The sequence below is a fragment of the Klebsiella sp. GB_Kp047 genome, assembly GCF_040065235.1.
In the GTDB taxonomy this organism is placed as follows: Bacteria; Pseudomonadota; Gammaproteobacteria; order Enterobacterales; family Enterobacteriaceae; genus Klebsiella; species Klebsiella quasipneumoniae.
Map to the genome: position 1 here is coordinate 1 of NZ_JBEAJG010000031.1, position 13068 is coordinate 13068.

11 protein-coding genes and 1 tRNA gene are annotated in these 13068 nt (G+C 56.5%); 11 read left to right on the plus strand and 1 reads right to left on the minus strand.

Annotated elements, in window-relative coordinates; translation table 11 throughout:
• The first annotated feature begins 131 nt into the window (after window positions 1-131).
• Window positions 132-206 (plus strand) — tRNA-Gln (locus ABLV76_RS12720).
• Between the two features lie 119 nt (window positions 207-325).
• Here the strand turns inward: ABLV76_RS12720 and ubiF are convergent.
• Entirely contained in the window at window positions 326-1501 is a 1176-nt protein-coding gene (ubiF, locus tag ABLV76_RS12725; RefSeq protein ID WP_080837347.1) for a 3-demethoxyubiquinol 3-hydroxylase, read from the minus strand.
• Window positions 1502-1680: 179 nt separating this feature from the next.
• Here ubiF and miaB point away from each other — a divergent pair, with 179 nt between their 5' ends.
• The 10 genes from miaB to ABLV76_RS12775 all read left to right on the plus strand — a co-directional run bounded on the left by miaB (window position 1681) and on the right by ABLV76_RS12775 (window position 13005).
• Entirely contained in the window at window positions 1681-3105 is a 1425-nt protein-coding gene (gene miaB, locus ABLV76_RS12730; RefSeq protein ID WP_004885906.1) for a tRNA (N6-isopentenyl adenosine(37)-C2)-methylthiotransferase MiaB, read from the plus strand.
• 153 nt (window positions 3106-3258) lie between these two features.
• Complete coding sequence (locus ABLV76_RS12735; RefSeq protein WP_004176871.1) at window positions 3259-4305, plus strand: PhoH family protein; 1047 nt, start codon at window positions 3259-3261, stop codon at window positions 4303-4305.
• Window positions 4302-4775, plus strand: coding sequence for an rRNA maturation RNase YbeY (gene ybeY, locus ABLV76_RS12740; protein ID WP_002894722.1), 474 nt, complete (start codon window positions 4302-4304; stop codon window positions 4773-4775). The genes ABLV76_RS12735 and ybeY overlap by 4 nt, the downstream gene beginning before the upstream one ends.
• Before the next feature lie 146 nt (window positions 4776-4921).
• Window positions 4922-5800 carry a CNNM family magnesium/cobalt transport protein CorC gene (gene corC, locus ABLV76_RS12745; RefSeq protein WP_004197606.1) on the plus strand — a complete coding sequence of 293 codons (879 nt, stop codon included), beginning with the start codon at window positions 4922-4924 and terminating at the stop codon, window positions 5798-5800.
• Window positions 5801-5926: 126 nt separating this feature from the next.
• The gene (gene lnt, locus ABLV76_RS12750) at window positions 5927-7465 is read left to right on the plus strand and encodes an apolipoprotein N-acyltransferase (protein ID WP_064150460.1); all 1539 of its coding nucleotides are present in this window, start codon (window positions 5927-5929) and stop codon (window positions 7463-7465) included.
• A 354-nt stretch (window positions 7466-7819) separates the two neighbouring features.
• Window positions 7820-8731: an amino acid ABC transporter substrate-binding protein gene (locus tag ABLV76_RS12755; protein ID WP_023288842.1), complete on the plus strand. Its 912-nt coding sequence runs from the start codon at window positions 7820-7822 to the stop codon at window positions 8729-8731.
• 164 nt (window positions 8732-8895) lie between these two features.
• Entirely contained in the window at window positions 8896-9636 is a 741-nt protein-coding gene (locus tag ABLV76_RS12760) for an amino acid ABC transporter permease (protein ID WP_002894709.1), read from the plus strand.
• Entirely contained in the window at window positions 9636-10310 is a 675-nt protein-coding gene (gene gltK, locus ABLV76_RS12765; protein ID WP_002894707.1) for a glutamate/aspartate ABC transporter permease GltK, read from the plus strand. The genes ABLV76_RS12760 and gltK overlap by 1 nt, the downstream gene beginning before the upstream one ends.
• Window positions 10310-11035 (plus strand): amino acid ABC transporter ATP-binding protein, encoded by a 726-nt coding sequence (locus ABLV76_RS12770; RefSeq protein ID WP_004885898.1) that lies wholly within the window; start codon window positions 10310-10312, stop codon window positions 11033-11035. Before gltK ends, ABLV76_RS12770 begins: the two co-directional genes overlap by 1 nt.
• A gap of 299 nt (window positions 11036-11334) precedes the next feature.
• On the plus strand, window positions 11335-13005 hold the full coding sequence (locus ABLV76_RS12775) for a ShlB/FhaC/HecB family hemolysin secretion/activation protein (protein WP_017901432.1): 1671 nt from the start codon (window positions 11335-11337) through the stop codon (window positions 13003-13005).
• Window positions 13006-13068: the final 63 nt, after the last annotated feature.

Here is a 13068-nt window from a genome sequence, read left to right on the forward strand (position 1 = left end):
AGGCACCGGATTCTGATTCCGGCATTCCGAGGTTCGAATCCTCGTACCCCAGCCAAATTAAAAAGTCGTTCAGCAATGAACGCACTGTTGCTCTTAAACCGGGATAGTGACGGTCAGGCGCAACAGACAATTGGGGTATCGCCAAGCGGTAAGGCACCGGATTCTGATTCCGGCATTCCGAGGTTCGAATCCTCGTACCCCAGCCACTTAAATGCAAAAAAGCCCACCTCGGTGGGCTTTTTTGCTATTGGCGTATAGCCATCCTGGCGCGTTACTGACTGCCGGGCAGGCGCTTTCCACTACGCCCCCGCCCGGGAAGCCGGAGTTACAAGCCTAACGCATACTTCAGCGCCTGACGCTTCAGCACCCCGGCGCGTTCGGCCGCCATCAGGCCAATATTACGCAGCATCCGCACCGGCGCCAGGTCATTGCTGAATCCGGCGTAAAACAGATCCATCCCCGACTGCATAATAAAATTATCCGCCCGCCGCCGCGCCTGGTAGCGCTTGAGCACCGGCAGGCTGGCCCACTCTTCGCCTCGGCCGCGCGCTTGCGCCAGGATCTCCAGCAGGGCGTCGACATCGCGATAGCCAAGGTTAACCCCCTGCCCCGCCAGCGGATGAATGGTGTGCGCCGCATCGCCCACCAGCGCCAGACCGGGCTGAACATACTGCAGCGCATGACGCCGGGTGAGCGGGAAGGCGCCGGCCGCCCGCGGCGTCACCCGTCCGAGACGCGCCGGGAAATGGCGGGCGATCTCCTGCTGAAGCTGGGGCATGGACATGCCCTGTAGCTGACGGATCCGCGCCGGGGCGTCATACCACACCAGCGAGGCCCAGTTGTCGAACAGCGGCAGGAAGGCGCGCGGTCCGCTGGGGGTAAACTGCTGCCAGGTGCTGTCGCCGGGATCGTCGGCGCATTCGACGCTGATCAGCATACAGGACTGCTGATATTGCCAGGCATGCACGCCGATGCCGGCCATCTCCCGCACCTGAGAGCTGGCGCCGTCGGCGCCGATAACCAGCCGGGCGTGGATCGTCTCCCCCTCGCGTAAACGCAGCACCGTCTGCGCCTCGCCGCGCTGCATCGCCTCCAGTTCGCCGCCAACGCGGAGGGTAACCCCTTCGTGCGCCGCCAGCGCTTGCCACAGGCCCCACTGCAGGACCTTGTTCTCAACCATATAGCCCAGCTCTGGCAGCTTGAGCTCTGCGGCGTCAAAGGCGACGTGCGCGCTCTCCCACTCCCAGGTCTCCAGACGACGGTAAGCGTGGACGCGCATCGCCCGCACGGCATCCCAGACGTCAAGGCTTTTCAGCAGGCCGACCGAGGCCGCGCTGATCGCCGAGATCCGCACATCCGGGGCGGATGCCGGATCGAAAGCCGGGGGCGCCGTTTTCTCAAGCACCGTCACGGTAAATCCCTGTTGCGCCAGCCCTAACGCCAGGGCGCCGCCGACCATGCCGCCGCCCACGATGGCGACATCTGTTGCGTGAATTGTCATGGCTATTATCCTTAAAGCAGAATCCGTTAAGTTTACCGGATTTTTCGCCCTCTTGCGGTGATAACGCTCGCACTGGTCAGGGGGCGACCAAAGCATTACAATACGCGCCCTGGAATGCGAAATTCACCCTGTATATATCCCCGCGTTTTGGATATCTATTACTGAGCATGAGCAAGTCAATGACAAAAAAACTCCATATTAAAACCTGGGGCTGTCAGATGAACGAGTATGATTCATCAAAGATGGCCGATCTGCTGGATGCGACACATGGGTATCAACTGACCGAAGTGGCGGAAGAAGCAGATGTGCTGTTGCTCAATACCTGCTCAATTCGTGAGAAGGCCCAGGAAAAAGTTTTCCATCAGCTTGGACGCTGGAAGCTGCTGAAAGAGAAGAACCCGGACCTGATTATTGGCGTTGGCGGCTGCGTGGCCTCCCAGGAAGGCGACCATATTCGTCAGCGCGCGCACTATGTCGATATTATTTTCGGGCCGCAAACCCTGCACCGCCTGCCGGAGATGATTAACTCTGTGCGCGGCAACCGCAGCCCGGTGGTTGATATCAGCTTCCCGGAAATTGAAAAATTCGATCGCCTGCCAGAACCGCGCGCCGAAGGCCCGACCGCCTTTGTCTCGATTATGGAAGGCTGCAACAAATACTGCACCTACTGCGTGGTGCCCTACACCCGCGGTGAAGAAGTCAGCCGCCCGTGCGACGATATCCTGTTTGAAATCGCCCAACTGGCGGCGCAGGGCGTGCGTGAAGTCAACCTGCTGGGCCAGAACGTGAACGCCTGGCGCGGTGAGAACTACGACGGCACCACCGGCAGCTTTGCCGATCTGCTGCGCCTGGTGGCCGCTATCGACGGCATCGACCGCATTCGCTTCACCACCAGCCACCCGATCGAATTTACCGACGACATCATCGACGTCTATCGCGATACGCCGGAGCTGGTGAGCTTCCTGCACTTGCCGGTGCAGAGCGGCTCCGACCGCGTGCTTAACCTGATGGGACGCACCCATACCGCGCTGGAGTATAAAGCGATTATTCGCAAGCTGCGTGAAGCGCGTCCGGATATTCAGATTAGCTCCGACTTTATCGTCGGCTTCCCCGGCGAAACCACGGAAGATTTCGAAAAGACGATGAAGCTTATCGCCGACGTCAATTTCGATATGAGCTACAGCTTTATCTTCTCCGCCCGTCCGGGCACCCCGGCGGCCGATATGGTCGACGACGTGCCGGATGCCGACAAGAAACAGCGTCTGTATATTCTGCAGGAGCGCATCAACCAGCAGGCGATGGCCTGGAGCCGTCGCATGCTCGGCACGGTACAGCGCATCCTGGTGGAAGGCACGTCGCGCAAGAACATCATGGAGCTCTCCGGACGGACGGAGAACAACCGGGTGGTCAATTTCGAAGGCACCCCGGACCTCGTCGGCAAGTTTGTCGATGTCGAAATCGTCGATGTTTACACCAACTCGCTGCGCGGCAAAATCGTGCGCACCGAAGCGGAGATGGGTCTGCGTATCGCTGAATCACCCGAATCAGTGATTGCCCGCACCCGTAAAGAGAACGATCTTGGCGTGGGTATCTATCAGCCGTGATCCCTTCAGGCCTGTCGGTTCCGGCAGGCCTTGTAATTCCTCTCTCCGTCCCTATATCTACAGCAATGCTTGCGCCATTTTCCTGTGACGTAAATAATTTCCTGATTAGCCGGCCACGCGCCGCGTCCGGCCACCTGCGTAAAGAGGAACAGTTTGAACATAGACACTCGTGAAATTACCCTGGAGCCAGCGGATAACGCACGCCTGTTAGCCCTGTGCGGCCCGTTTGACGACAACATCAAACAGCTGGAGCGTCGGTTAGGCATTGAGATCAACCGCCGTGACAATCACTTTAAGCTGACCGGACGCGCCCTTTGCGTACACGCCGCCGCCGATATTCTGCGCAGCCTGTATGTCGACACGGCGCCGATGCGCGGTCAGATTCAGGATATTGAACCAGAGCAGATCCATCTGGCGATCAAAGAGGCGCGCGTGCTTGAGCAAAGCGCCGAGAGCGTGCCGGAGTACGGAAAAGCCGTCAATATCAAGACCAAGCGCGGGGTGATCAAACCGCGTACGCCGAACCAGGCGCAGTACATCGCCAATATCCTCGATCACGACATCACCTTCGGCGTGGGTCCGGCGGGTACCGGGAAAACCTATCTGGCGGTGGCGGCGGCGGTTGATGCGCTGGAGCGTCAGGAGATCCGCCGCATTCTGCTGACCCGTCCGGCCGTCGAAGCGGGTGAAAAGCTCGGCTTCCTGCCCGGCGATCTGAGCCAGAAGGTCGACCCGTATTTGCGCCCGCTGTACGACGCGCTGTTCGAGATGCTCGGCTTTGAGAAGGTGGAAAAGCTGATTGAGCGTAACGTCATCGAAGTGGCCCCGCTGGCCTATATGCGCGGACGGACGCTGAATGACGCCTTTATCATTCTTGATGAAAGCCAGAACACCACCATCGAGCAGATGAAAATGTTCCTGACCCGCATCGGCTTTAACTCCAAGGCGGTGATCACCGGCGATATCACGCAGATTGACCTGCCGCGCAGCACCAAATCCGGTCTGCGCCACGCCATCGAAGTGCTGGCGGAAGTCGATGAGATCAGCTTTAACTTCTTCCATAGCGAAGACGTGGTCCGCCATCCGGTGGTCGCCCGCATCGTGAACGCCTATGAGGCATGGGAAGCCGCAGACCAGAAACGTAAAGCAGAACTGGCCGCCGAGCGCAAACGCGAAGCCCAGGAACAGGAGCAAAAATGAGTCAGGTGATCCTCGATTTACAACTGGCCTGCGAAGAGACCAGCGGCCTGCCGGACGAAGCCCTTTTTCAACGCTGGGTCGACGCCGTCATTCCGCCGTTTCAGGAGGAGTCAGAGTTAACGATTCGTCTGGTCGACGTTGCAGAAAGCCATGAGCTGAACCTGACCTATCGCGGCAAGGATAAGCCGACCAACGTCCTCTCTTTCCCGTTTGAAGCGCCGCCGGGGATTGAAATGCCGCTGCTCGGCGATCTGATCATTTGCCGTCAGGTGGTGGAGCAGGAAGCCAGCGAGCAAGGTAAACCGCTGGAGGCGCACTGGGCGCATATGGTGGTGCACGGCAGCCTGCATCTGCTGGGCTACGATCACATCGAAGATGACGAAGCGGAAGAGATGGAAGGCCTCGAAACAGAGATAATGCTTGCTCTGGGCTATGAGGACCCGTACATTTCCGAGAAGATTGCTGAATAGCCCCCTGCCGGATCGTGGCGCTTGCGCCTCATCCGGCCGCTGTTCATGCATTTTACCCGCCTGAACGTCAGGCAACCCATGCCGTCCGGCGCTGAGTTTACGCGCGACGAGCGACATTAAATCAACATGAGAACCCAAACGACGCCATGAGCGACGACAATTCACACAGTAGTGACACAGTAAACAGCAAAAAGGGATTTTTCTCCCTGTTACTCAGCCAGCTCTTTCACGGGGAACCGAAAAACCGCGATGAACTGCTGGCGCTGATCCGTGATTCCGGGCAGAACGATCTTATCGATGAAGATACGCGTGACATGCTCGAAGGGGTAATGGATATCGCCGACCAGCGGGTCCGCGACATTATGATCCCCCGTTCACAAATGATTACCCTGAAACGCAATCAGACGCTGGACGAGTGCCTCGATGTCATCATCGAATCCGCTCACTCGCGCTTCCCGGTCATCAGTGAAGATAAAGATCACATCGAAGGGATTCTGATGGCCAAGGATCTGCTGCCGTTTATGCGCAGCGACGCCGAAGCCTTCAGCATGGAAAAAGTGTTACGGCCGGCGGTTGTCGTTCCGGAAAGCAAGCGGGTCGACCGCATGCTGAAAGAGTTTCGCTCACAGCGCTACCATATGGCGATCGTTATTGACGAATTCGGCGGCGTCTCCGGTCTGGTGACCATCGAGGATATCCTTGAGCTCATCGTCGGGGAAATTGAAGACGAGTACGACGAAGAAGAAGATATCGATTTCCGCCAGCTGAGCCGCCATACCTGGACGGTACGCGCCCTGGCCTCCATTGAAGACTTCAACGACGCCTTCGATACGCACTTCAGCGATGAAGAAGTGGATACCATTGGCGGGCTGGTAATGCAGGCCTTTGGCCACCTGCCGGCTCGCGGCGAATCTATCGACATTGATGGTTACCAATTCAAGGTAGCAATGGCAGATAGTCGTCGTATCATTCAGGTGCATGTTAAGCTGCCGGATGATGCTCCCCAGCCGAAGCTGGAAGAGTAAGCGGCGGCGCTGAAGGTCACGGCCAGCCGGGAGACAGACCGTGGCGATACTCGGTTGTCCCCTCCCCGGCTGGCAAACAGCATAGCCTGTGGCAACAGGCGTTAATTTACGGGACGATTAGCCTAAATGGTATTTGCCTCTCTTCTTGAACGCCAGCGCGTACGTCTGCTGCTGGCGCTGCTATTCGGAGCCAGCGGAACGCTGGCTTTTTCACCTTACGACTTCTGGCCCGCAGCGATTATTTCACTGGTCGGTCTGCAGGCGTTAACCCTCAACCGCCGCCCGCTGCAAAGCGCCGGCATCGGCTATTTCTGGGGACTCGGCCTGTTCGGCACGGGAATCAACTGGGTTTATGTCAGTATCGCGCAGTTTGGCGGTATGCCGGGTCCGGTTAACGTCTTCCTCGTCGTTTTGCTGGCGGCCTATCTGTCGCTCTACACCGGCCTGTTTGCCGGCCTGCTCGCCCGGCTGTGGCCCAAAACCAGCTGGCTACGGGTGGCGATCGCCGCCCCCGTCGTCTGGCAGATCACCGAGTTCCTGCGCGGCTGGGTGCTGACCGGCTTTCCGTGGCTGCAGTTCGGCTATAGCCAGATCGACGGCCCGCTGAAAGGCCTGGCGCCGGTGATGGGGGTTGAGTCGATCAACTTCCTGCTGATGATGGTTAGCGGCCTGCTGGCTCTGGCCCTCGTGCAGCGCAACGGGAAGGCGCTGGTGATCGCCGCGGTGCTGTTCGCCCTGCCGTTCCCGCTGCGCTATATCCAGTGGTATCAGCTGCTGCCGGAGCGCGCGACGCAGGTCTCGCTGGTGCAAGGCGATATCCCGCAGGCCATGAAGTGGGACGAGAAACAGCTGGTTAATACCCTGAAAACCTACCTGGCGCTGACCCAGCCGCATATCGGCCACTCGCAGCTGATTATCTGGCCTGAATCGGCGATCCCGGATCTGGAGATCAACCAGCAGCAGTTCCTCAGCATGATGGACGATCTGCTGCGCGCAAAAGACAGCTCGCTGATCACCGGCATCGTCGACGCGCGTCTTAATAAGCAGAATCGCTACGACACCTACAACACCATCATTACCCTCGGCAAAGATAACCCGTACCGCTACGACTCGACCAACCGCTACAACAAGAACCATCTGGTGCCGTTCGGCGAGTTTGTACCGCTGGAGTCGATTCTGCGTCCGCTGGCGCCATTCTTCGACCTGCCGATGTCCTCCTTCAGCCGCGGTCCCTACGTGCAGCCGCAGCTGATGGCGCATAACCTGAAGCTGACCGCGGCCATCTGCTACGAGATCATCCTCGGGGAACAGGTGCGGGATAACTTCCGTCCGGATACCGACTTCCTGCTGACCATCTCTAACGACGCCTGGTTCGGCAAGTCCATCGGCCCGTGGCAACACTTCCAGATGGCGCGGATGCGCGCCCTGGAGCTGGCCCGCCCCCTGCTGCGCAGTACCAACAACGGCATTACCGCCGTGATCGGCCCGCGCGGCGAGATCCAGAAGATGATCCCGCAGTTTACCCGTGAGGTGTTGACCACCACCGTGACGCCCACCAGCGGCATGACCCCTTACGCTCGCACTGGCAACTGGCCGCTGTGGGCGCTGACGGCGCTGCTCGGCTTCGGTGCGCTGCTGATGAGCCTGCGTCAGCGTCGCCGATAAGTTCTCTACCGGCGACGCCCGTCGCCGGCTTTTTTCTTCCCGTCATTTGCCACCCTGGCACAGTCATTGCTTTATTTAATCGGGTAGCGCCGTCCTCCGGCCCAGTGCAACCGGGTTGCACCATAAACGATCGGTGGTCGCGCTATTTTGGTGCAATGGAAGATATTTGCCTCCCATTGGTGCGGAGCGCTTCGCAAAAATAAACAATAAAGCAGCAAAATATTTACATTAAGCCAAACTAAATGCTAACAAACACATACAAATGCGGCACGTGGATGCGTGCCCCTAATAACAACACACACAATCACAATGGGTATCAATAGCGTCGGTGACGCTGCGGATAAGGAGTTGGATATGCAATTACGTAAACTGGCCACGGCAATGCTGGTAATGGGAATGACCGCTGGTCTGGCGCAGGCGGAAGATGCTGCCCCGGCGGCTGGCCAGAGCACTCTGGATAAGATCGCGAAAAATGGCGTTATCGTTGTCGGCCATCGCGAATCTTCCGTCCCTTTCTCTTACTACGATAACCAACAGAAGGTTGTGGGTTACTCTCAGGACTACTCCAACGCCATCGTCGATGCCATCAAGAAAAAACTGAACAAACCCGATCTGCAGGTCAAACTGATCCCGGTCACCTCGCAGAATCGTATTCCGCTGCTGCAGAATGGCACCTTTGATTTCGAGTGCGGCTCTACCACCAACAACCTTGAGCGCCAGAAACAGGCGGCCTTCTCCGATACTATCTTCGTCGTCGGCACTCGTCTGCTGGTGAAGAAAGGCGGCCCGATTAAAGATTTCCCTGACCTGAAGGATAAAGCGGTCGTCGTCACCTCCGGAACCACCTCAGAGATCCTGCTGCACAAGCTGAACGATGAGAAAAAAATGAATATGCGCATTATCAGCGCCAAAGATCATGGCGACTCTTTCCGCACCCTGGAGAGCGGACGCGCGGTGGCCTTTATGATGGATGATGCCCTGCTGGCTGGCGAACGTGCCAAGGCGAAGAAACCGGATAACTGGGAAATCGTCGGCACCGCGCAGTCGAAAGAAGCCTATGGCTGCATGCTGCGTAAGGACGATCCGGCCTTCAAGGCGCTGGTCGATGAAACCGTTGCCCAGGCCCAGACCTCTGGCGAAGCAGCGAAGTGGTTCGACAAATGGTTCAAAAACCCGATTCCGCCAAAAAATCTTAACCTGAACTTCGAGCTGTCGGACGACATGAAAGCGCTGTTCAAATCACCTAATGACAAAGCACTGAACTAATTATAACAACCAGGGGCGGGATATCCTGCCCTCCCGATGATTGTCACAGCACGGACAGACTATACGGCGGCTGGTCGTTCCCCAGCCGCCGCGAATACCGAAACAAGCTGGACAACCGTCTTCGAGGGTAGCAATGGCTACCCTTTTTTTTCCAGGAGTCATGTATGTCAATAGACTGGAACTGGGGGATATTCCTGCAACAGGCCCCCTTCGGCAACACTACCTACCTGGGCTGGCTGTGGAGCGGTTTTCAGATCACCGTCGCCCTCTCCATCTCGGCCTGGATCATCGCTTTTCTCGTCGGCTCGCTGTTCGGCATTTTACGCACGGTCCCCAATCGCTTCCTCTCGGGCATTGGCACCTGCTATGTCGAACTGTTTCGCAACGTGCCGCTGATCGTGCAGTTCTTTACCTGGTACCTGGTGGTGCCGGAATTCCTGCCGGAAAATATCGGCATGTGGTTTAAATCGGAGCTGGACCCAAACATTCAGTTCTTTGTCTCCTCCATGCTGTGCCTGGGGCTGTTTACCGCCGCTCGCGTCTGCGAGCAGGTACGCGCCGCTATCCAGTCGCTGCCGCGCGGGCAAAAGAACGCCGGTCTGGCGATGGGGTTGACCCTGCCGCAAACCTACCGCTACGTGCTGCTGCCGAACGCCTATCGCGTTATCGTGCCGCCGATGACCTCGGAGATGATGAACCTGGTGAAAAACTCGGCCATCGCCTCCACCATCGGTCTGGCCGATATGGCCGCGCAGGCGGGCAAACTGCTGGACTACTCCGCTCATGCCTGGGAGTCTTTTACCGCCATCACCCTGGCCTATGTTTTCATCAACGCGGTGATTATGCTGATTATGTATGTGGTCGAGCGTAAGGTTCGCCTGCCTGGCAATATGGGAGGCAAATAATGTACGATTTTGACTGGAGTTCGATCGTTCCCTCCATGCCCTACCTGCTGGCAGGGCTGGTGATCACCCTGAAGATTACGGTGATCGCCATCGTGGTCGGCATCGTCTGGGGCACCCTGCTGGCGGTCATGCGCCTGTCCAGCTTTCTGCCGCTGGCCTGGTTTGCTAAATCCTACGTTAACGTGTTCCGTTCTATCCCGCTGGTGATGGTTCTGCTGTGGTTCTACCTGATTGTCCCGGGCTTCCTGCAGAACGTGCTGGGACTGTCGCCGAAAACGGATATTCGCCTGATCTCGGCGATGGTGGCCTTTTCGATGTTCGAGGCCGCCTACTATTCAGAGATTATCCGCGCCGGTATCCAGAGCATCTCCCGCGGCCAGTCAAGCGCCGCGCTGGCGCTGGGAATGACCCACTGGCAGTCGATGCGGCTGGTGATCCTGCCGCAGGCCTTCCGCGCCATGGTGCCGCTGCTGTTAACCCAGGGGATCGTCCTGTTCCAGGATACCTCGCTGGTGTATGTATTGAGCCTCGCCGACTTCTTCCGTACCGCCTCCACGATTGGCGAGCGTGACGGGACCCAGGTCGAAATGATCCTGTTCGCGGGCGGCGTCTATTTTGTGATTAGCCTCAGCGCCTCGCTGTTGGTCAGCTGGTTGAAGAAAAGGACTGTGTAATGATTACCCTGAAAAATGTTTCAAAATGGTATGGTCACTTTCAGGTGCTGACCGATTGCTCCACGGAAGTGAAAAAAGGCGAAGTCGTGGTGGTCTGCGGGCCGTCAGGCTCCGGTAAATCCACACTGATTAAAACCGTGAACGGCCTTGAGCCGGTGCAGCAGGGGCAGATTATCGTCGATGGCACCGTGGTTAACGATAAAAAGACCAATCTTGCCAAACTGCGCTCGCATGTCGGAATGGTGTTTCAGCATTTTGAACTATTCCCACACCTGTCGATTATCGACAACCTGACGCTGGCGCAGGTTAAGGTGCTCAATCGTGACAAAGCGTCATCGCGCAAGAAGGGGCTCAAACTGCTGGAGCGCGTGGGCCTGGCGGCGCATGCGGAAAAATACCCGGCGCAGCTCTCCGGCGGCCAGCAGCAGCGCGTGGCCATTGCCCGAGCCCTGTGTATGGACCCGATCGCTATGCTGTTTGATGAGCCCACCTCAGCGCTCGACCCGGAGATGATCAACGAGGTACTGGACGTCATGGTGGAACTGGCCAACGAAGGGATGACGATGATGGTGGTTACCCATGAAATGGGCTTCGCCCGTAAGGTGGCCAACCGGGTGATCTTTATGGATGAAGGAAAGATAGTCGAAGATGCCGATAAAGAGGCCTTCTTCGCCAATCCACAATCCGATCGCGCTAAAGATTTCCTCGCCAAAATTCTGCACTAACTTCTGCGGCGCGCACGATATCACCGTGCGCGCCTGTCAGCCCCTCCCCTTTTCAATTGCTTCATCTCAAAGCGACAGCTTCACAACGTGAAGTAAAAATTTCACAAAGAATTCAGGGGCCGTAGAATAGATTAACCGCCACGTCATCGTTAGCATACGGCATCTTGTAATAATCCCCGTGAGTTTAAATTTCTTGAAATAATATTTCAATTGACTTGCTATACGCCGCGCAGGCTATTTCATGCCGTGCACAACCATTAATTATAATCTTACTCAATGAAACAAACGGATATTGCTTCATGCGGACTAACACTAACGGACTGGCCATTATTTTGTGTTTAAATTTGCTCACCTGCTTTACCGCGCGGGCGGGTATTGACTCCGCCACGGTAAACCAGGTAGAACAGGATAAAGCCCGTGAAAGCGCATTAATGCCCCATCAGCAGCAATACCAATCTTCTCGCACCTATGCGAAAACGCAAACCTTGATATTTCCCGAGGAAGCGACCTGTCGGTACATCACGAAAGTTGATATTGCCTCCGAGGACAACGCAAAAACCACCGCCCTCCTCGGGAAGATCGCTGCCCAGGCGCCCGGCCATTGCCTCGGAATAGAAGGGATTCGCCTGCTGACGAACGCCCTACAAAATGAACTGATAACACAAGGGTATATTACTTCCCTGATCGATATCCCTTCTCAGTCACTAGAAGGGGGCATTCTCAAAATAACGCTGACTTATGGCAAAACGGGGCATATTGATTTTGCGCCAAATAGTGCCGTGACGAACCTGTGGACCTCCATGCCCACCCATACCGGTAAAATCCTGCGCCTCAGCGATCTTGAACAAGGGATGGCTAACCTGCAGCGCCTGCCTGGCGCCAGCGCCCATATGAAGCTGCGGCCCGGGGAACACATTGGCGAAAGTGATATTGAAATCGCCCGGGTAATGGATAAACAGTGGCAGGTTGGCGCCTGGCTTGATGACGCAGGCAGCCGCGCCAGCGGTCGCTATCAGGGTGGCGGCGCGCTATACCTTTACGATTTATCTTCATTGAACGATATTCTTTCCATCTCGGCAGGCGGCGACGTTGAATTCAACCAGCACAACGACGGCAACCATAACGGCAACCTTTACTACTCCGTGCCTTTTGGTTACTGGTCATTGAGCCTGTACGGCTCCTACAGCCAGTACCGCCAGCTGTTTAAAGGAAGATGGTCAAGCATCGACTATAAAAGTAAAAACCGTTATTACAGCGCGACCCTTAGCCGCCTGCTTTCGCATACCCGACAACAAAAAACGACCGCCGATCTGCGCATAGCGAAGAGCAGTTCGCACTATTTCTTTGGCGGCGATGAGTTGTATGTGATGCGTAAACAAAATCCTGTCTGGGAATTTACCGTGCGCCATCAGCACTATTTCAACAGGAAAATTATCGACGCAAGCCTGGGCGTTCAGCGCAGCCTGCCGTGGCTGAGCTCCGTCCCCACCCCCGAGGAAAAAGGCGGTTTATATAGCCATCAATCGCGCATTGTTCACGCCGATATACAGGCCTTGATGCAGTTTGCCGCAACCGGCGATAAGTTTAGCTGGATGCCGCGTTTCCATGCCCAGTTCAGCCCGGATAGATTATCTTCGGACAACCAGTTTAATATCGGCAATCGCTGGACGGTTCGCGGCTTTGACGGTGAAAATACGCTTTCGGCCAATCAAGGCTGGTACTGGCGCAATGATTTTAGCTGGAATATTCCCACCCCCGACCAGCAGGTATATCTTGGCCTTGACTTCGGCAGGATCATTGGTACCGAGCGCGCCAGGCAGGGAAAAAGCCTTTCAGGCGCAGTCGGCGGCGTCCGCGGAGAAATAGCGTCTACGCAATATGATTTTTTTATCGGCACGCCCATCAGTAAACCTGATGACTTTCATAGCGATGCCATGAACCTGGGCTTTTCATTACAGTGGAGGTATTAGTTTTCATCGGCGCATTACTGCAATTTACTGATTCATTTTTTACTATTTAAAGGAATAAATTAC